At 70.6% G+C, this 18,876-nt stretch carries 14 protein-coding genes; 6 read left to right on the top strand and 8 right to left on the bottom strand.

All coding sequences use genetic code 11. From position 1 onward, the window contains the following. Positions 1 to 42: 42 nt before the first annotated feature. The 6 genes from LIG30_RS16240 to LIG30_RS16215 form a co-directional block, all read right to left on the bottom strand. A complete protein-coding gene (locus LIG30_RS16240) occupies positions 43 to 1,086 on the bottom strand; it encodes a LacI family DNA-binding transcriptional regulator (RefSeq protein ID WP_038713631.1) in 1,044 nt (347 codons plus the stop codon). 383 nt (positions 1,087 to 1,469) lie between these two features. After that, positions 1,470 to 2,444: an NAD(P)-dependent oxidoreductase gene (locus LIG30_RS16235; protein WP_038713630.1), complete on the bottom strand. Its 975-nt coding sequence runs from the start codon at positions 2,442 to 2,444 to the stop codon at positions 1,470 to 1,472. Positions 2,445 to 2,448: 4 nt separating this feature from the next. Further along, complete coding sequence (locus tag LIG30_RS16230; RefSeq protein WP_038713629.1) at positions 2,449 to 3,729, bottom strand: MFS transporter; 1,281 nt, start codon at positions 3,727 to 3,729, stop codon at positions 2,449 to 2,451. A 58-nt stretch (positions 3,730 to 3,787) separates the two neighbouring features. Next, positions 3,788 to 4,777, bottom strand: coding sequence for a sugar kinase (locus LIG30_RS16225; protein WP_038713628.1), 990 nt, complete (start codon positions 4,775 to 4,777; stop codon positions 3,788 to 3,790). A 37-nt stretch (positions 4,778 to 4,814) separates the two neighbouring features. Next, on the bottom strand, positions 4,815 to 5,579 hold the full coding sequence (locus LIG30_RS16220) for a TIM barrel protein (protein WP_038713627.1): 765 nt from the start codon (positions 5,577 to 5,579) through the stop codon (positions 4,815 to 4,817). 214 nt (positions 5,580 to 5,793) lie between these two features. Beyond that, positions 5,794 to 6,681, bottom strand: coding sequence for a LysR family transcriptional regulator (locus tag LIG30_RS16215; RefSeq protein WP_038713626.1), 888 nt, complete (start codon positions 6,679 to 6,681; stop codon positions 5,794 to 5,796). A gap of 112 nt (positions 6,682 to 6,793) precedes the next feature. On the opposite strand from LIG30_RS16215, the gene LIG30_RS16210 reads away from it, so the two are divergent. Next, entirely contained in the window at positions 6,794 to 7,855 is a 1,062-nt protein-coding gene (locus LIG30_RS16210; RefSeq protein ID WP_038713625.1) for a YeiH family protein, read from the top strand. Between the two features lie 100 nt (positions 7,856 to 7,955). Further along, positions 7,956 to 9,689 (top strand): ClcB-like voltage-gated chloride channel protein, encoded by a 1,734-nt coding sequence (locus LIG30_RS16205; protein WP_038713624.1) that lies wholly within the window; start codon positions 7,956 to 7,958, stop codon positions 9,687 to 9,689. Between the two features lie 16 nt (positions 9,690 to 9,705). Here the strand turns inward: LIG30_RS16205 and LIG30_RS16200 are convergent, their stop codons facing one another. Then, positions 9,706 to 10,326 (bottom strand): TetR/AcrR family transcriptional regulator, encoded by a 621-nt coding sequence (locus tag LIG30_RS16200; RefSeq protein ID WP_038713623.1) that lies wholly within the window; start codon positions 10,324 to 10,326, stop codon positions 9,706 to 9,708. Between the two features lie 183 nt (positions 10,327 to 10,509). On the opposite strand from LIG30_RS16200, the gene LIG30_RS16195 reads away from it, so the two are divergent. Genes LIG30_RS16195 through LIG30_RS16185 form a run of 3 tightly spaced genes read left to right on the top strand, consistent with a single transcriptional unit; the run spans position 10,510 to position 16,333 of the window. After that, positions 10,510 to 11,616, top strand: coding sequence for an efflux RND transporter periplasmic adaptor subunit (locus LIG30_RS16195; RefSeq protein ID WP_038713622.1), 1,107 nt, complete (start codon positions 10,510 to 10,512; stop codon positions 11,614 to 11,616). After that, complete coding sequence (locus tag LIG30_RS16190; protein ID WP_038713621.1) at positions 11,613 to 14,816, top strand: efflux RND transporter permease subunit; 3,204 nt, start codon at positions 11,613 to 11,615, stop codon at positions 14,814 to 14,816. Before LIG30_RS16195 ends, LIG30_RS16190 begins: the two co-directional genes overlap by 4 nt. Positions 14,817 to 14,818: 2 nt before the next feature. Continuing rightward, positions 14,819 to 16,333 (top strand): efflux transporter outer membrane subunit, encoded by a 1,515-nt coding sequence (locus LIG30_RS16185; RefSeq protein ID WP_038713727.1) that lies wholly within the window; start codon positions 14,819 to 14,821, stop codon positions 16,331 to 16,333. A gap of 28 nt (positions 16,334 to 16,361) precedes the next feature. On the opposite strand, the gene LIG30_RS16180 is transcribed toward LIG30_RS16185, so the two are convergent. Beyond that, positions 16,362 to 17,744 carry a sigma-54 interaction domain-containing protein gene (locus LIG30_RS16180; RefSeq protein ID WP_038713620.1) on the bottom strand — a complete coding sequence of 461 codons (1,383 nt, stop codon included), beginning with the start codon at positions 17,742 to 17,744 and terminating at the stop codon, positions 16,362 to 16,364. A gap of 253 nt (positions 17,745 to 17,997) precedes the next feature. On the opposite strand from LIG30_RS16180, the gene LIG30_RS16175 reads away from it, so the two are divergent. Continuing rightward, positions 17,998 to 18,864 (top strand): MBL fold metallo-hydrolase, encoded by an 867-nt coding sequence (locus tag LIG30_RS16175; RefSeq protein ID WP_038713726.1) that lies wholly within the window; start codon positions 17,998 to 18,000, stop codon positions 18,862 to 18,864. The last annotated feature ends 12 nt before the right edge of the window (positions 18,865 to 18,876 follow it).

Here is an 18,876-nt window from a genome sequence, read left to right as displayed (position 1 = left end):
CCGGGACAGCGCACCCAACCGGGTGCAGGCCCCGCATGATACTCAGCTTGCAGTGGACGCGCGCACGATCAGCTCGCCCGGCAGCAGCGTGACGCGCGCGGCGCCGGCCGCGCCGTCGATCCGCTCGTGGACGAATTCGACCGCCTGGTAGCCGATCGCGTAGGTCGGCTGGCGGATCGCCGTGATGCCGATCAGCTCCGCCCATTCCGGATCGTCGATCGACAGCAGCGCCGCGTTGTCCTGCCACGCGGCGCCGAAACGGGCGCGCAGGTGCCGCGCGATCGCGAGCGCGACGGGGCCGTTCGCCGCGAACAGCGCCGCGCGCGAACCGCGCCGCACGGCCGCGTCGATGTCCGCGTCGAGCCGGGCAAGCGCGGCGGCGACGGCCGCCGCATCCGTGAGATCGAGCACGACGGTCGGCGGCGCCGGGCGGCCGCGCGCGGCCAGCGCCGCGCGAAACGCCGCCTCGCGCAGGCGCCGCGAGCTGACGTGCTCGAACGGCTGCACGACGAAATGGATCGCGTCGAATCCCCGTTCGATCAGGTGCTGCACGCCGGTTTCGACCGCGCCGGCGTTGTCGAGCCCGATCAGGTCGGCTTCGAAGCCCTCGACCGTGCGATCGACGAGCACCGCCGGAATCCCGCCGCCGCGCAGCGGACGCAGCACGTCTTCCTCGGCGCCCAGCGCGTTGACGATCATGCCTTCGACGCGGTACGTGGTGAGCAGCTGCAGATAGCGGCGCTCCATCTCGACTTCGTTCGCTGCGTGACAGATCAGCGGCATGTAGCCGAGCGCATGGCATGCTGCTTCGACGCCCTGCAGGACTTCGACGGTGTACGGGTTCGTCAGGTCGGCCGCGAGCAGGCCGAGCAGGCGGTTGCGGCCGCGCTTGAGGCCGCGCGCCATCTGGTTCGGGCGGTAGTTCAGGCGCGCGATCGCCGCCTCGATCCGCTGGCGCAGATCGGCGGACAGCACGTGCGTCTCGCCGTTCAGATAGCGCGACACGCTGGTCTTGCCCGTGCCGGCCTCACGCGCGACATCGCTGATGGTCGCGGGACGCGGCGGGGAGGAATGCGATTCGGTCACCGTAGCGCCTCGTGACGTGCGATCCGCGCCGCGACGAAAGCGGGCGGTCGATTGTTGTTGGATGCGAAAGCCAACGGTCTCTCCTGTCGGCCGCGCCGGCCCCGGCGCGGATGCGGCGCGCGCGAAGCCGGTGGCGGCCCGGCCCCGGTTTCGCGGCGACAAGCGGGCGATCATAACGCAGCCCGCGCCGCCGTACCACGATCATCGACCCTAACGGCGTCTGATGTGCCGCGCCGGCGGCATCGGCCCCGACGCCGTCCGGCGGGCCACATCAGCGGCAGCGGCCTTAACACCGTCCGGCGCGCCGCATCAGCGGCATCGGCCCTGACGCCATCCGGCGCACCGCGCCAGAGGCATCGTCCGGCACGCGCTGCGCGCCCGCGTCAGCCCGCCTGCGCACCGGCCAGCGCCGCCGGATTGACCAGATTGACGCGCAGCGTGCCGGCGAGCGCGCCGATCAGGTTTTCCGCCGCGCAGCGCGCCATCGCGTGCCGCGTCTCGTGCGTCGCCGAGCCGATGTGCGGCAGCGCGACGACGTTGTTCATCCGCAGCAGCGGCGAATCGGCCGGCAGCGGCTCCTGCTCGAACACGTCGAGGCCCGCGCCGCGAATCGTGCGCGCGGCCAGCGCGTCGATCAGCGCCGCCTCGTCGACCACCGGCCCGCGCGACACGTTGATCAGGATCGCGCCCGGCTTCATCCGCGCCAGCTCGGCCGTGCCGATCATGTGCCGGGTCTCGGCCGACAGCGGCACCTGCAGGCACACGAAATCCGCTTCGGCCAGCAGTGCGTCGAGCGGCACGCGGCGCGCGCCGTACTGCGTCTCGGCCTCCGGGTGCGCGCTGCGGTTCGTGTACAGCACCCGCATCCGGAAGCCGAGCGCCGCGCGCCGCGCCACCGCCGCGCCGATCCGGCCGAGCCCGACGATGCCGATCGTCTTGCCCTGCACGTCGGTGCCGTACAGATCCGGGCCGATGCTGTGCTGCCAGCGGCCCGCCCTCACCCATTCCGCCAGCTCGACCACGCGCCGCGCGGACGCGAGGATCAGCGAGAACACCGTGTCGGCGGTCGACTCGGTCAGCACGTCCGGCGTGTGCGCAAGCACGATGCCGCGCCGCGTCAGGTCGGCCACGTCGAAGTTGTCGTAGCCGACCGAGATCGTCGACCACGCCCTCAGGCGCGGCGCGCGCTCGAGCATCGCCGGCGGAATCCGCAGGCTCGCGCCGATCGCGCCGTCGGCGTCGGCGAGCGCACCGGCCAGCGCGTCGGCGCCGTCCACCTGCACGACGTCCGCATGCTCCCGCAGGTACGCGAGGACATCGTCAGGCAGCGGCTTGTAGGCGACGATACGAGGCTTCATCGGTTCATTTTCCTTGCAGCGGCGCGGCGAGCGGATGCGCGTCGGGCGCCTGGGGTTTGACGGACAGCGTGAGCAGCACGGCCGCGACGAGCGCCGCGCTCATGAACGCATACGATGCGACGGGCGAGCCGGTCGCGCCGTTCAGGTAGCCGACGAAATACGAGCCGACGAACGAGCCGAGCGCGCCCATGCTGTTGATGAGCGCCATCGCGCCGCCCGCGACGTTCTTCGGCAGCAGCTCCGGCACGATCGCGAAGAACGGCCCGTACGGCGCGTACATCGCGGCGCCCGCGACGACGAGCAGCGCATACGAGATCCAGAAGTGCGTCGAGCCGAGCGCGTACGATGCGGCGAACGCGGCCGCGCCGACCAGCAGGAACGGCCAGACGAAGCCGCGGCGCGAGCCGAGCTTGTCCGACGCCCACGACGCCGCGAGCATCGCGATGGTCGCGGCAAGATACGGCAGCGCGGACAGCCAGCCGGTCTCGACCATGCCGAGCGACGAGCCGCTCTTGACGATCGACGGCAGCCACAGCACGAAGCCGTACACACCGATGCTCCAGCAGAAATACTGCGCGCACAGCCTGATCACGGCCGGCGAGCGGAACGCCTCGCGGTAGTTTCGCACCGGCTTGATCGCCGCCTGCTCGGCCGCGAGCGCCGCGTCGAGGTCGCGCTTTTCCTGCTCGGTGAGCCAGCTCGACTGCGCGGGCTTGTCCTGCACGAGGCACCACCAGCAGACCGCCCAGACAATCGCCGGCACGCCTTCGGCGATGAACATGTTGCGCCAGCCGAACGCGTGCACGAGATAGCCGGACACGACCGACATCCACAGCACCGTGACCGGGTTGCCGAGGATCAGGAATGTGTTCGCGCGCGAGCGCTCGCCCCGCGTGAACCAGTTGCTGATGTAGATCAGCATCGCGGGCATCACGGCCGCCTCGACGACGCCGAGCGCGAAACGGATCGCCATCAGCGACGGGACGTCGCTGACGATGCCCGTCAGCGCCGCGCACGCGCCCCACAGCACGAGGCTCACGAACACCAGCTTCCTGACGCTGCGCCGCTCCGCGTAGATCGCGCCCGGGATCTGGAAGAAGAAATAGCCGAGGAAGAACAGCGCGCCGATCAGCGACGACAGCCCCTTGCTGATGCCGAGATCCTGGTTGATCCCCGCCGCGGCGGCGAACCCGTAGTTCGCGCGGTCCAGGTAGGCGAGGCTGTAGGTGATGAAGACGATCGGCATGATCGTCCACCAGCGTCGAACGGCAAGATTGGCAGCCATGATGGTGTCTCCTTGTGCGGATTGCACTTGATGGAATCGCGTGTGCCGTACCGGCATCTTATTGCGCGAAGGTTTCCTCTGAATGCCGCGGCCGCTGGCCGGCGGATTCGAGCCGGTCCAGCTCCGCGCGGGTCGGCAGCCCTTCCGAGTCGCCGATGACCTGGATCGCGAGCGCGCCGATCCGGTTGCCGCGCGCGACCGCCTGTTCGACCGGCCGGCCGTCGAGCAGCGCGCTGACGACGCCGACCGCAAAGCCGTCGCCCGCGCCGACCGTGTCGACGACGCGCTCGACGCGCTCGCCGTCCACCGTGCCCTCGCGGCCGTCGGACGTCAGGTAGTACGCGCCCGCCGGGCCGAGCTTGATGACGACGCCGCGCGCGCCCTGGTCGAGGTAAAAGCGCGCGATCCCGGCAGGCGTGTCGCGCCCGGTCAGCTGACGGCCTTCGGCGAGGCCCGGCAGCACCCAGTCGGCGAGCGCGGCGAGCGCGTTCAGCGTGGTCGCCATCGCGTCGGCGGACGGCCACAGCGTCGGGCGCAGGTTCGGGTCGAACAAGATGGACTTGCCTGCGGCGCGCATCTCGCGCGCGAGATGGAACGCCAGCTCGCACGACGACGCGGAAATCGCCGGCGCCACGCCCGTCAGATGCAGGTGGCGCGCACCGAGCACGTAGCCGGCGACGTAGTCGGCACATGACAGATGGCTCGCCGCCGAGCCCTTGCGGAAATACTCGACGACCGGATCGCTGCCGTCGTCGTTGCGCGATTTCAACTGGAAACCGGTCGGATAGCGCGGATCGACGGTGACGCACGACGCGTCGATGCCTTCGCGCGCGAGCGTGTCGAGCACATAGACGCCAAACGAGTCGCGGCCGACCCGGCTCATCCAGCCGACCCGGAATCCCAGGCGCGACAGGCCGATCGCGACGTTCAGGTCGGCGCCCGCGATCCGTTTCGTGAACTGGCCCGCTTGCGCGAGCGGCCCCGGCTCGGCCGCGACGAACATCGCCATCGCTTCGCCGTACGTGACGACGTCGAGTTGCTGGTGCATGAAATGAGTCCTCCTGATGCTGCGGATGGCGCGCGCGTCACGCGGTCTCGAGCCACGCGACGCGCCGGCGCGCGTCGCCCGCGTGGTCGGCCGGGTCGAACGAAAATTCGATGCCGCGCGGCGCATGCCGCGGCAGGCCCGCCAGCACGGCGGCGACGAGCGGGTCCTGCGGCGCGGGGGCGACCGCGAAGCGGCGCGCGCCTTCGCCTTCCACCGCCTTGCAATGAATGTATTCGACGTGCGCTGCAAGCGCCTCGGCCGCGCGAAGCGGCGCCTCGCCCGGCCACTGCCAGTTGCCGATGTCGAACGTCATGCCGAGCACGCCGGCCGCCCCCGCCTGCGCGAGCGCGGCAAAGAGCGCGCAGAATTGCGCGAGCGCGCCGCCGACCGGCAACTGGCCGTTTTCGACCAGCACGCGGGCGCGCGTGCCGCGCGTCGCCGCGACGAGCGCATCGGCGTGCGCGTGGCCGGCGAAACCGCCGAGCTGGAATTTCACGAAGCGCGCGCCGAGCGCGTCGGCCTCGGCGAGCGTGCCGCGCAGCGCGTCGCCGTCGAGCGCGCCCGCTTCCGTGTACAGCGTCGCCGGCGTGGAATAGACCGACCACAATCCGCTCGCCGCAAGTTGCCCGCCGAGCGCCGCGAGCGCGCCGGGCGATGCGTCCGCCTCGCTGGCGAACAGCTCGCGCCGCACCTCGAACCCGGCCGCGCCGGCCGCCGCAGCGGCCGCGACGAACGCGCGATGCCCGTCCCGGCGTACCCGGTCCATGCCATATGCGCTCGCCACGATCACGATGTCTGCCACGTTGCCCTTCCCGCCCGGGTGGAACCGGTTCCATTTGCTTGAGACGGATGGTGCGCTTCGCCCCGCACGCACACCATAGAGAGAAATCCCTAGGCCGCTCGATACCGGGGCATCCGGTCTGCCGAAGGCTGCATTCCCGCCTTTGAGCGCGGCGCCGTTCCGCACCTTCCAGCCCCTTTCGCCCCTTTTCCCACGCGACAGCACCACGCCACGGTCACGGCGCAGCTTGCGCGAGGCTCATCTCCAGAAAGCGCGCGGCGACGCGCGACGGCGCGCCGCCGTGCGGCACGAGGATCGAGAAATGGCGCGTCAGCGGCACCGGCAGGAACGAGCGCATCACGAGCGCCGCATCCTCGTGCCTGAGCGACATCGCCGACACGAAGCCGACGCCCATCCCGGCCCGCACGGCCTCCTTCACCGCCTCCACCCCGGCGATCTCCAGCGCGACGCGCATCGGCGCGCCCGCCTTCGCGAACGCGCGCTCGACGAGCTGGCGCACGCCGGAGCCTTCCTCGCGCAGCACCAGCGGATACCCGGCGAGCGCATCGAGGGTCACGCCGCCGTCGCTGGCGGCGAGCGGATGGCCGGCGGGCACGATCGCGACGATCTCGTCTTCGTGCCACGAATGGACCGCGGTGCCGGGCGGCAGCGCCTCGCCCGGCGGGCCTTCGATCATCGCGATGTCGAGCGACGGCAGCGCGGCCACCACTTCGGACGTGTTGCCGCTCATGGTCTGGATCGCCACGCGCGGCGCGAGCGGCTGGAACGCGGCGATCAGGTACGGCAGCAGGTAGCTCGCCGGCGTCGTGCTCGCCCCCACGCGCAGCGTGCCGGCCTCGAGGCCGCGCACCGCGTCGCGGAACGCGCGCGCCTGCGCGAAGGTCTCGCGCAGCGCCCTCGCGTACTGCGCGAGCTGCTCGCCGGCCGGCGTCAGGCGGATGCCGCGGCCGTCGCGCTGGTACAGCGGCTCGCCGAATTCGTCCTGGAGCTGGCGAAGCTGGCCGGACACGGCCGGCTGCGACAGATGCAGCGCCAGCGCCGCATGGCTGATGTTGCGGTGCTCGGCCACCGCCGCGAAAGTTATCAGTTGGTCCGGGGTCATGGCGATGAATTATCGGTTTTCCGGATAGTTTATGTCGTAAATGACAATTTTTCATATCCATATATCGAAATTAGGATTAGGGCATTCCAACGAAGAACCACCGGATCGAGCCATGTCCACCGCACCGACTCCCCATCTGAGCCACGCCACGCCGTCGATGCGCGGCCAGCTGAACGGCATCCTGTTCGTCGCGCTGTTCGCCGCCGCCGTGACGAGCGTGTCGCAACTGCCCGCGATCGCCGGGCTGGGCCTGTCCCCGCTGATCGTCGGCATCGTCGCCGGCGCGCTGTACGGCAACGCGTTGCGCGACGGCATGCCGGCGAGCTGGGCGGCGGGCGTCAACTTCTCGGCGCGCAAGCTGCTGCGCATCGCCGTCGCGTTCTTCGGGCTGCGCGTGAGCCTGCAGGAAATCGCGCAGGTCGGCCTGCCCGGCCTGACGGTGTCGGTGCTGGTGGTGCTCAGCACGCTCGCGATCGGCACCTGGGCCGGCATGAAGCTGATGAAGCTCGACCGCGACGCCGCGCTCCTCACCGCCGCCGGCAGCGCGATCTGCGGCGCGGCCGCCGTGCTCGCGTTCGAATCGACACTCCAGTCCAAGCCGCACCAGAGCGCGATGGCGGTCGGCAGCGTGGTGCTGTTCGGCACGCTGTCGATGTTCCTGTACCCGCTCGCGTACCACGCGGGCTGGCTGCACCTCGACCCGGCCGGCCTCGGCCTGTTCTTCGGCGGCACGATCCACGAGGTCGCGCAGGTGGTCGGCGCGGCGAGCGACATCAGCCCGCAGGTCGCGCACGTGGCCACCATCGTCAAGATGACCCGCGTGATGCTGCTGGTGCCGGTGCTGCTGGTGCTCGGTGCCTGGCTCGCCCGCTCGGCGCCGGCCGGCGGCGCGCACGGCAAGCGCAAGGTCGCGGTGCCGTGGTTCCCGCTCGGCTTCCTCGGCTTCGTGATCGTCAACTCGCTGAACGTGCTGCCGACCGACGTCACGCACACGCTCAACGTGCTCGACACCTTCGCGCTGACGATGGCGATGACCGCGCTCGGCATCGAAACCCGCATCGCGCAGATCCGCGAAGCCGGCCCCCGCGCGCTGACGACGGGCCTGATCCTGTACGTGTGGCTGGTCGCGGGCGGCTACGGCATCACCTGGGCCGTGCAGCGCTGGCTTGGCTGAACGCCGGGCGCCCCATTCGCGCGCCGCGCCCGCCGGGACCGTCCGGCGCGCGCGGCGCAATGCTATTCTTCGCGTCGGTTTCCTTCATCTCGTCCCGCTCGTGCTTTCGTTCCTGCTGAAGCTGCGCACTCGCGCCCAAACGCTGTTCCGCCTCTCCGACGACCAGACGCTGCTGATCTGGGCCGTCATCGTCGGCATCGGCGGCGCGTTCGCCACCGTCGCGTTCCGCGAAGGCATCGAGCTGATGCAGCGGGCGTTGTCCGGGCACAGCGGCAGCTTCGTCGAGATGGCCCGGCGCATGCCGTGGTACGTGCGCTTCTGGCTGCCCGCTGCGGGCGGTTTTCTGGCCGGCTGCGTGCTGCTGCTCGCCGCGCGCGCCGCGTCGAAGGAACGCAAGAGCGACTATATGGAGGCGGTTGCGCTCGGCAGCGGCGTCGTGCCGGTCCGGCAGAGCCTGTGGCGCAGCCTGTCGTCGCTGCTCACGATCGGCACCGGCGGCTCGATCGGCCGCGAGGGGCCGATGGTGCAGCTTGCCGCGCTCGCCGCGTCGCTCGTCGGCCGCTTCGCGCACTTCGACCCGCCGCGCCTGCGCATCCTGGTTGCGTGCGGCGCGGCGGCCGGCATCACGTCGGCGTACAACGCGCCGATCGCAGGCGCGTTCTTCGTGTCGGAAATCGTGCTCGGCTCGATCGCGATGGAAAGCTTCGGGCCGATGGTGGTCGCGTCCGTCGTCGCGAACATCACGATGCGCGAGTTCGCCGGCTACAGGCCGCCTTACGAGATGCCGGTGTTTCCGGCCGTCACCGGGCTCGAGGTGCTGCTGTTCGTCGTGCTGGGCCTGCTGTGCGGCGCGGCCGCGCCGCAGTTCCTGCGCCTGCTCGACGCGTCGAAGCGCCAGTTCCAGCGGCTGCCCGCGCCGCTGCCGGTCCGGCTCGCGCTCGGCGGGCTGATCGTCGGGGTGATCTCCGTGTGGGTGCCGGACGTGTGGGGCAACGGCTACAGCGTCGTCAACGACGTGCTGCATTCGCCGTGGACCTGGCAGGCGCTCGTCGCGGTGCTGGTGTTCAAGCTGCTCGCCACCGCCGCGACCGCCGGCTCCGGCGCGATCGGCGGGATCTTCACGCCGACGCTGTTCGTCGGCGCGGTGTTCGGCTCGCTGTTCGGGCTCGGGATGGAGGCGCTGTGGCCGGGCCACACGTCCGCGTCGTTCGCGTACGCGATCGTCGGCATGGGCGCGCTGCTCGCGGGCGCGACCCAGGCGCCGCTGATGGCGATCCTGATGATCTTCGAGATGACCCTGAGCTATCAGGTCGTGCTGCCGCTGATGGTGTCGTGCGTCGTCGCGTATTTCGTCGCGCGCGCGACCGGCTCGACGTCGATGTACGAGATCACGCTGCGCCACCACCAGGACGCGCAGGCGCGCAGCCGGCTGAAGGCCACCCAGATGCGCGAGCTGATCCAGCCGGCGTCGACTGTCGTGCCGCTGACCGCGAGCGTCGCCGACATGACGCGCGTGTTTCTCGAATATCCGGTGAAATACCTGTACGTGACCGACGACGCCGGGCGCTTTCGCGGCGCGGTCGCGCTGAAGGACATCACGTCCGACCTGCTCGACAAGCGCGACACCGCGCACAAGACGGCCGCGCACTACCTGCACACGCCGTTTCCGCTGCTCACGCCGGACATGCCGCTCGGCGCCGCGCTCGAGCACTTCATGTGCTTCCAGGGCGAGCGGCTGCCCGTCATCGAGAGCGCGGCGGAGCCGATGCTCGCGGGCGTGGTCTACAAGACGTCGCTGCTCGACGCGTACCACCGCATGACCGGCGGCCGCTGACGCGCCGCCGCGCGCGTCACGCCGGCGAGCGCCCGAACACCACCCGCGCGAAGAATCCGGCCAGCACCGCCTCGGCCGCGTCGGCCGACACGTTCTGCGGATCGGCCGTGTAGTACGACTGCACGCCGTCGCACAGGCTCATCAGGCCGAGCGCGAGCGTCTCGGGCGGCAGCAGCAGCGGCGTGCCCGCCCGCTCCGCGAAGCGGCGGATGAAATCCGCCATCTGCGCGCGCTTGTCCTGCAGGAACTGGTTGAAGCTCACCCGGAATTTCGCGTCGCGCGCCGCCTGCAGCTTCGCCTCGACCCACAGCAGGAAGCAGCGGTCGTCGCGGAACAGCCGGCTGTAATACGCGAGCACCGTCGACTCCATCTGCTCGCGCGACCCGCCAGTGTCGAAGATCTGCTGCAGCTCGCCCTGCACCGCCGAATGATCGCGTTCGAGCAGTTCGAGCAGCAGCTCCGCCTTGCTGCGGAAATTCGAATAGAACGCGCCGCGCGTATAGCCGGCCGCCGCGGCGATGTCCTCGACGCTGGCCGCGACATAACCTTTCTTCAGAAAAATGTCCTGAGCAGCATTCAGCAGACGCTCTCGCGTCTGGTCCTTGCTCTGCTCCCGTGTCAAGCGCGCTGGTTTCATGGCGCGCAGTCTAACACTATTAACCTTTCAAATTCATCTTTGCATTCGGATACAGGTGTGTATTAGAATCCACGGCAGTTTTCGAAAGGCGTCGTCCGCGCGCATCACCGCGCACGCGCCGGCCGGGGCAGGCGCCGCGCGCTTGCCGGGTTCGTTCCGCTCTGTCCGCATTCTGGGGGTTTCGTGATTCGTTCCGGTTCCCGCGCCGCGCTGATGATTGGCGCCGCGCTCGTCCTCACCGCCTGTCATCCGAAGGAATCCGCGCCGCCCGCGCCACGCCCGGTCGTCGCGCTGCCCGTTCACGCCGACGGCGCGGCGCCCCTGCATACCCTTCCCGGCGAGATCCAGCCGCGCTACGCGACGCCGTTGTCGTTCCGCATCGCCGGCAAGATCGTCGAGCGCCGGGTGCGTCTCGGCGACACCGTGAAGCCCGGCCAGGTCGTCGCGCTGCTCGATGCGTCCGACGTCCAGAAGAATGCGGCCAGCGCGCAGGCGCAGCTCGACGCCGCGCAGCACCGGCTGGCCTTCGCGAAGCAGCAGCTCGAGCGCGACCGCGCGCAGGCTCGCGAAAACCTGATCGCGACCGCGCAGCTCGAGCAGACCGAGGACGCGTACGCATCGGCGCTCGCGCAGCGCGACCAGGCGCAGCAGCAGCTCGCGCTCGCGAGGAACCAGCTCCAGTACGCGACGCTCGTCGCGGATCACGCGGGCTACATCACCGCCGAGCAGGCCGACACCGGCCAGAACGTGTCCGCCGGGCAGGCCGTCTACCAGCTCGCGTGGTCGGGCGACGTCGACGTCGTGACCGACGTGCCCGAAGCCGCGCTCGCGGCACTCGCGCCCGGCCACGCGGCGAGCGTCGCGCTGCCATCGCTGCCGGGCCGCCGCTTCGCGGCGAAGGTCCGCGAAGTCGCGCCGGCCGCCGATCCGCAAAGCCGCACGTACCGCGTGAAGCTGTCGCTCGCGCAGCCCGACCCGGCGATCCGGCTCGGCATGACGGCCGACGTCGCGTTCGACGGCACACCGGCCAGCGACACCGCCGCGATCACGCTGCCCGCGACCGCGCTGTTCCACGACGGCGCGTCGCCGGCCGTGTGGATCGTGCGCGCGCAGGACGACACGCTCGAACTGCGCCGCGTCGACGTCGCGCGCTACGGCGAGCGCACGGTCACGGTGTCGCGCGGCGTCAAGCCGGGCGAGCGCGTCGTGCTGCAGGGCGTGCACACGGTGAGCGCGGGCGAGAAGGTCCGCGCGGTCGCGCCGCTCCATCCGGAGGACTTCGCGTCATGAGCTCGTTTCGCGAAGAAGGCCGCTTCAACCTGTCCTCGTGGGCGCTGCGCCACCAGGCGCTCGTCGTCTACCTGATCGTGCTCGCGACGCTCGCGGGCATCCTCGCGTACACGCGCCTCGCGCAGTCCGAGGACCCGCCGTTCACGTTCCGCGTGATGGTGATCCGCACCTTCTGGCCGGGCGCGACCACGCGCCAGGTGCAGGAGCAGGTTACAGACCGGATCGGCCGCAAGCTGCAGGAGACGCCCGCGATCGACTTCCTGCGCAGCTATTCCCGGCCCGGCGAGTCGATGCTGTTCTTCACGATGAAGGATTCCGCGCCGGTCAAGGACGTGCCGGACACCTGGTACCAGATCCGCAAGAAGATCGGCGACATTAGCTATACGCTGCCGCCGGGCGTGCAGGGGCCGTTCTTCAACGACGAGTTCGGCGACGTCTACACCAACATCTGGACGCTCGAAGGCGACGGCTTCTCGCCCGCGCAGCTGCACGACTACGCGGACCAGCTCCGCACCGTGCTGTTGCGGGTGCCGGGCGTCGGCAAGGTCGACTACTTCGGTGACCCCGACCAGCGGATTTTCATCGAGGTCGACAACGCGCGGCTGACGCGGCTCGGCATCCTGCCGCAGCAGCTCGCGCAGGCGCTCACCACGCAGAACGACATCGCGTCGGGCGGCGTGCTGACGACCGCGGACGACCGCGTGTTCGTGCGGCCGAGCGGCCAGTACGAGCAGGTGTCCGCGATCGCGGACACGCTCGTGCGGATCAACGGCCGCACGTTCAGGCTCGGCGATCTCGCGACCGTCCGGCGCGGCTACGACGAGCCGAGCGTCACGCAGATGCGGATGGTCGGCCAAGGCACGGCCGCTACGGACAACGCAGGTCGAGGCACGGCCGGTCAGCGCGCGAGCGGCAAGGCCGTGCTCGGCATCGGCGTCACGATGCAGCCGGGCGGCGACGTGATCCGGCTCGGCAAGGCGCTCGACGCCGAGACGAAGACCTTGCAGGCGCAGCTGCCCGCCGGGCTCCGGCTGACCGAGGTGTCGAGCATGCCGCATGCGGTGTCGCATTCGGTCGACGACTTCCTTGAGGCGGTCGCCGAGGCGATCGCGATCGTGCTGGCCGTCAGCCTGATCTCGCTCGGCCTGCGCACCGGGATGGTCGTCGTGATCTCGATCCCGGTCGTGCTCGCCGTCACCGCGCTGTTCATGTACCTGTTCGACATCGGCCTGCACAAGGTGTCGCTCGGCACGCTCGTGCTCGCGCTCGGCCTGCTCGTCGACGACGCGATCATCGCGGTCGAGATGATGGCCGTGAAGCTCGAGCAAGGCTACAACCGCGCCCGCGCGGCGGCGTTCGCGTACACCAGCACCGCGTTCCCGATGCTGACCGGCACGCTCGTCACGGTGTCCGGCTTCCTGCCGATCGCACTCGCGAAGTCGAGCACCGGCGAATACACGCGCTCGATCTTCGAGGTGTCGGCGATCGCGCTGATCGCGTCGTGGTTCGCGGCGGTCGTGCTGATCCCGCTGCTCGGCTATCACCTGCTGCCGGAGCGCAAGAAGGAAGCGCACCTGCCGGACGACCACGAGCACGACATCTACGACACGCGCTTCTACGCCCGGCTGCGCGGCTGGGTCGGCTGGTGCATCGAGCGGCGCGTCGTCGTGCTGCTGGTGACGGGCGCGCTGTTCGTCGTGTCGCTCGCGGGCTTTTCGCTGGTGCCGCAGCAGTTCTTCCCGAGCTCCGACCGCCCCGAGCTGCTCGTCGACCTGCGCCTGCCGGAAGGCGCGTCGTTCGACGCGACGCTGCGCGAGACCGAGCGCCTGGAACAGGCGATCGACAAGCGCCCCGAGATCGATCATGCGGTCAATTTCGTCGGCAGCGGCGCGCCGCGCTTCTACCTGCCGCTCGACCAGCAGCTCCAGTTGCCGAATTTCGCGCAGTTCGTGATCACCGCGAAGTCGGTCGAAGATCGCGAAAAGCTCGCCGCCTGGCTCGAAACGACGCTGCGCGACCGCTTCCCCGCGGTGCGCTGGCGGCTGTCGCGGCTGGAAAACGGGCCGCCCGTCGGTTATCCGGTGCAGTTCCGCGTGAGCGGCGACGACATCGCGACGGTGCGCGGCATCGCCGAAAAAGTCGCCGCGACGATGCGCGCGGACGACCGCACGGTCCACGTCCAGTTCGACTGGGACGAGCCCGCCGAGCGCTCGATGCGTTTCGAGATCGACCAGAAGAAGGCGCGCGAGCTGAACGTCACGTCGCAGGACGTGTCGAGCTTCCTCGCGATGACGCTGTCCGGCACGACCGTCACGCAATACCGCGAGCGCGACAAGCTGATCGCGGTCGACCTGCGCGCGCCGAAGGCCGACCGCGTCGATCCGGCGAAGCTCGCGAGCCTCGCGCTGCCGACGCCGAACGGCCCGGTGCCGCTCGGCTCGATCGGCCGCTTCACGCCGTCGCTCGAATACGGCGTGGTGTGGGAGCGCGACCGCCAGCCGACCCTCACCGTGCAATCGGACGTGCGCGCCGGCGCGCAGGGCATCGACGTCACGCACGCGATCGACGGCCGGCTGAATGCGCTGCGCGCGTCGCTGCCGGTCGGCTACCGGGTCGAGATCGGCGGCTCGGTCGAGGAAAGCGCGAAGGCGCAGGCGTCGATCAATGCGCAGATGCCGCTGATGGCGATCGCCGTGCTGACGCTGCTGATGATCCAGCTGCAGAGCTTCGCGCGCGTGCTGATGGTCGTGCTGACCGCGCCGCTCGGCCTGATCGGCGTGGTCACGACGCTGCTGCTGTTCGGCCAGCCGTTCGGCTTCGTCGCGATGCTCGGCGTGATCGCGATGTTCGGCATCATCATGCGCAACTCGGTGATCCTCGTCGACCAGATCGAGCAGGACATCGCGGCCGGGCACGGACGCTTCGACGCGATCGTCGGCGCGACCGTGCGGCGCTTCCGGCCGATCACGCTAACCGCGGCGGCCGCCGTGCTCGCGCTGATCCCGCTGTTGCGCTCGAACTTCTTCGGCCCGATGGCGACCGCGCTGATGGGCGGCATCACCAGCGCGACGGTGCTCACGCTGTTCTACCTGCCGGCGCTGTACGCCGCGTGGTTCCGCGTGAAGACCGGCGAACGCGACGCGCCGTCGGGCGGCGATCCGTCGGGCGGCACGGCCCCGGGCGCCTCGTCCGGAGCCTGATCATGGAGCTGTCGATGAACATGTTGACGAAAACCGCGCGCATGGTGCTCGCCGCCGGCGCGGCCGGCACGCTCGCCGGCTGCGCATGGTTCGCGCCGAGCGGCGCGCCGCCCGCGATGCCCTCGCCCGCGCACTACGGCACGGCGCCGCAAATCGAACGGACCGTCGCCGCGCAAGGCGTCGCGCAGCATTTCGAGGTCGGCGCGCAGCCGGTGCCCGACTGGTGGCGGCAATACCGCTCGGCCGCACTCGACGCGCTCGTCGACGAAGGCTTGCGCCAGAGCCCGACGCTGGCGGCCGCCGAACACAGCCTGACGGCCGCGCGCGAGCAGTTGCGCGCACAGATCGGCAGCTCGCTGCTGCCGACGATCGACGCGGGCGGACAGGCGGCGCGCCAGCGGGCGCTCAGCATTCCGATTCCCGCCGTCGGCGCGCCGACGCTGCTGTACGACACGTTCGTCGGGCAGCTGCGCGCGAACTACACGCTCGACCTGTTCGGCGCCGCGCGCTTCGCGAACCGGGCGCTGGCCAAACGCGTCGACGTCGACGCCTATCAGCTCGACGCCGCGCGCCGCGCGCTCGCCGCGAACATCGTGTCCGCCGCGATCACTTCGGCGGCGCTGCGCGAGCAGGTCGACACGACCGAGCGGCTCGTCGCGCTGTCGGACGCGCAGGCGCACGACGCCGAACGCCGCTACGCGCTCGGCGCGGCCGCGCACGCCGACATGCTCGCCGCGCGGCAAAGCGCGGCGTCGCTCGCCGCGAGCCTGCCGGCGCTGCGCCAGCAATGGCAGACGACCCGCCACGCGCTCGCGGTGCTGCTCGGCCGCACGCCGGACCAGGCGCCCGACGACCTCACGCTCGCCGATCTGCATCTGCCGGAGGACGTGCCGGTCGTCGTGCCGTCGGACCTGCTGCAAAGCCGCCCCGACATCCGCGCCGCCGACGCGACGCTCGCGGCGGCCGCCGCCGACGTGGGCGTCGCGACCGCGCAGCTCTTTCCGCAGCTGTCGCTGTCGGCATCGATGGGCCAGGCCGGTTTCAACTGGCCGGCGATGCTGTCCGGGGCCGGCGCGATCTGGAGCGTCGGCGCGTCGCTCAGCCAGCCGCTGTTCCACGGCGGCGCGCTGTTCGCGCAACGCCGCGCGGCGAAAGCGAACTACGAGGCGGCCGTCGAACGATACCGGCAGACGGTGCTCACCGCGTTCCAGGATGTCGCCGATTCGCTCGCGTCGCTCGAACACGACGCGCAGACGCTCGACGCGTCAAGCCGCGCCGCCGAGGCCGCGCGCGGTGCGTTCGACGACACCGCCGCGCGCGTGCGGCTCGGCGCGCTGCCGCCGTCGTCGGCGCGCGCGAGCGAGCTGCAGTACGGCAACGCGCGCCTCGACGAGATCCGCGCGACCGGCGCGCGCCTCGCGGACACCGCCCGCCTGTTCCAGGCGATGGGCACGCCGCCCGGCGCCGCAAGCGGGACGGCGCAGGCCGCCGAACGCGCGGCGCCCGTCGCGCGCTGAGCGTCCGGACCCGGCCCGGCCGCGCGCGTCAGCCGCCGCGCCGGGCCAGCCCGAGCGCCTTCATCCTGCGGTACAGCGTCCGCTCGCTCATACCGAGCTGTTCGGCCAGCGCCTTGCGCGTGCCGGCGAACGCGCCCGCGATCCGCACCAGCTCGTGGTCGGTCGGCGCATCCTTGCCGCGTTCCGCCGCGCCGGGCGCCGCCGGCGCGGCGACGATCTCGGCCGGCAGGTGATCGACGCGGATCGCGCCATCGTCGGCGAGCAGGCACGCGCGCTCGAGCACGTTGCGCAATTCGCGGATGTTGCCCGGCCACGCATACGCTTCGAGGCATGCGCGCGCCGCGTCCGTCAGCACGAAATTGCCGGTGCCGGCGTCGCCCGAGCCCGCGCGCGCGTTCCCGATCCGCTGCAGGATCGACGCGGCCAGCAGCGCGATGTCGCCCGGCCGCTCCCGCAGTGCCGGCAGATGAATCGGAAACGCGCTGATCCGGTAGTAGAGATCGGGCCGGAACCGGCCGTCCTCGATCATGTCGCGCAGCGGCTTGTGGGTCGCCGCGACGAGCCGGAAGTCCGCGCGCAGCACCTCGACGCCGCCGACGCGCCGGAACGTGCCCGACTCGATCAGCCGCAGCAGCTTCACCTGCATCGGCAGCGGCACGTCGCCGATTTCGTCGAGGAACAGCGTGCCGCCCTGTGCGGTCTCGACGAGCCCCGGCTTGCGCGCGATCGCGCCGGTGAACGCGCCCTTTTCGTAGCCGAACAGCTCGCTTTCGAACAGCGTCTCCGCAATCCCCGAGCAATCGACGACGACGAACGGCCCCATCGCGCGGGTGCTCGCCTCGTGCAGCGCCCGCGCGAACAGCTCCTTGCCGCTGCCCGATTCGCCGAGCAGCAGCACCGGCAGCATCGATGGCGCGACGCGCTGCAACGCGCCGAGCGCCGCGTTGAACGTGTCGGCGCTGCCGACGAGCCCTTCCGAGCTCGGCCGCGGGGACGCACTGCGCACCGTGGTGAGCCGCTCCACATACGCGATCACGTCGCCGCGCGCATCGAAGATCGGGCGCAGCTCGACGTCGACGTGCTCCGGGCCGCGCGGCGTGTGATGGATGTGCAATACCCGGTTGGCGCCGCGCGACTCGAGCGCCTGCTTCATCGGGCAATGCTCGCCCGCCTGGTCGCACGGCACGTCGTAGTGATGCGACACCTGATAGCAGTGCCGCCCGACGTGAACGTCGCCCGCCGTGCCGAACTGCCGCCGGTACGCGGCGTTCGCGGCAAGGATCCGGTACGCCGGATCGAGCACGATCATCGGCTGCGCGTCCTGCTCCAGATACGAGACGAGCGCGCTGACGTCCGGCGCGGCGCTGCCCGGCGTCGCGGGCAGGATCGGGATGATGCGTTGCGATTCCATGCGAAAGACTCGATCGGTGAACTGCCAGAAAGACTGCCAATTCTGCCAGTTAACTGCCATTCGTGGCAGTCACGCGGCGGCCCGGCCACCTGCGCGGCGCGCATCCTTGCGCGCCGTCAACCTGAAAATCCGATGCGAATCAAACTTCTACCCACCTCGCACGGCGCCACCCCTTAGCTGGCACGGTTTTTGATTTACTTCTGGCCAATCGAACATCCAGACCAAGGAGACATCCGTGGCAACCGTGCACACGATGGTCGTCGAGGGCTTTTTCGACCCCGCGACCAGCACCATCAGTTATCTCTTGCTCGACACCGGCAGCCGCGAATGCGCGCTGATCGACACCGTGCTCGACTACGACCCGAAATCCGGCCGCACGAAGACGGCCAGCGCCGACCGCCTGATCGCCCGCGTCGCCGAGCTCGGCGCGACCGTGCGCTGGCTGCTCGAAACCCACGTGCACGCCGACCACCTGTCGGCCGCGCCGTACCTGAAGCAGCGCGTCGGCGGCGAGATCGCGATCGGCGCGGCCGTGCGGCACGTGCAGGACGTATTCGGCAAGCTGTTCAACGCCGGCCCCGGATTCGCGCACGACGGCAGCCAGTTCGACCGCCTGCTGGAGGACGGCGACTGCCTGCCGCTCGGCGCGATCGAGATCCGCGCGATGCACACGCCGGGCCATACGCCCGCGTGCATGACGTACGTGGTGAGCGACGCCGCCGAGACCGCCGCGTTCGTCGGCGACACGTTGTTCATGCCCGACTACGGCACCGCCCGCTGCGACTTCCCCGGCGGCGACGCGCGCACGCTGTACCGCTCGATCCGCAAGGTGCTGAGCCTGCCGCCGGACACCCGCCTCTACATGTGCCACGACTACCAGCCGGGCGGCCGGCCGCTGCAGTACGTGAGCAGCGTCGCCGACGAATTGAGCGGCAACGTCCACGTGCGCGAAAGCGTGAGCGAAGAGGAATTCGTCGCGATGCGGACCGCGCGCGACGCGACGCTCGACATGCCGGTGCTGATGCTGCCGTCCGTGCAGGTCAACATGCGGGCCGGCCACCTGCCCGAGCCCGAGGCCAACGGCGTGCGCTACCTGAAGATTCCAATCGACGCGCTCTGAAGCGCGCATCCG

It is taken from the genome of Burkholderia sp. lig30 (genome assembly GCF_000687455.2).
Taxonomy (GTDB): domain Bacteria; phylum Pseudomonadota; class Gammaproteobacteria; order Burkholderiales; family Burkholderiaceae; genus Burkholderia.
Note: the sequence above shows the minus strand (reverse complement) of the source record. Positions and strands in the feature narration are given on the sequence as shown.

What these genes read in the sequence shown, in the direction of transcription:
- LIG30_RS16235 (WP_038713630.1), bottom strand. Translation starts at nt 2,444, where the DNA reads ATGAAGCCTCGTATCGTCGCCTACAAGCCGCTGCCTGACGATGTCCTC.
- LIG30_RS16230 (WP_038713629.1), bottom strand. Translation starts at nt 3,729, where the DNA reads ATGGCTGCCAATCTTGCCGTTCGACGCTGGTGGACGATCATGCCGATC.
- LIG30_RS16225 (WP_038713628.1), bottom strand. Translation starts at nt 4,777, where the DNA reads ATGCACCAGCAACTCGACGTCGTCACGTACGGCGAAGCGATGGCGATG.
- LIG30_RS16215 (WP_038713626.1), bottom strand. Translation starts at nt 6,681, where the DNA reads ATGACCCCGGACCAACTGATAACTTTCGCGGCGGTGGCCGAGCACCGC.
- LIG30_RS16210 (WP_038713625.1), top strand. Translation starts at nt 6,794, where the DNA reads ATGTCCACCGCACCGACTCCCCATCTGAGCCACGCCACGCCGTCGATG.
- LIG30_RS16200 (WP_038713623.1), bottom strand. Translation starts at nt 10,326, where the DNA reads ATGAAACCAGCGCGCTTGACACGGGAGCAGAGCAAGGACCAGACGCGA.
- LIG30_RS16190 (WP_038713621.1), top strand. Translation starts at nt 11,613, where the DNA reads ATGAGCTCGTTTCGCGAAGAAGGCCGCTTCAACCTGTCCTCGTGGGCG.
- LIG30_RS16185 (WP_038713727.1), top strand. Translation starts at nt 14,819, where the DNA reads ATGGAGCTGTCGATGAACATGTTGACGAAAACCGCGCGCATGGTGCTC.
- LIG30_RS16180 (WP_038713620.1), bottom strand. Translation starts at nt 17,744, where the DNA reads ATGGAATCGCAACGCATCATCCCGATCCTGCCCGCGACGCCGGGCAGC.
- LIG30_RS16175 (WP_038713726.1), top strand. Translation starts at nt 17,998, where the DNA reads ATGGTCGTCGAGGGCTTTTTCGACCCCGCGACCAGCACCATCAGTTAT.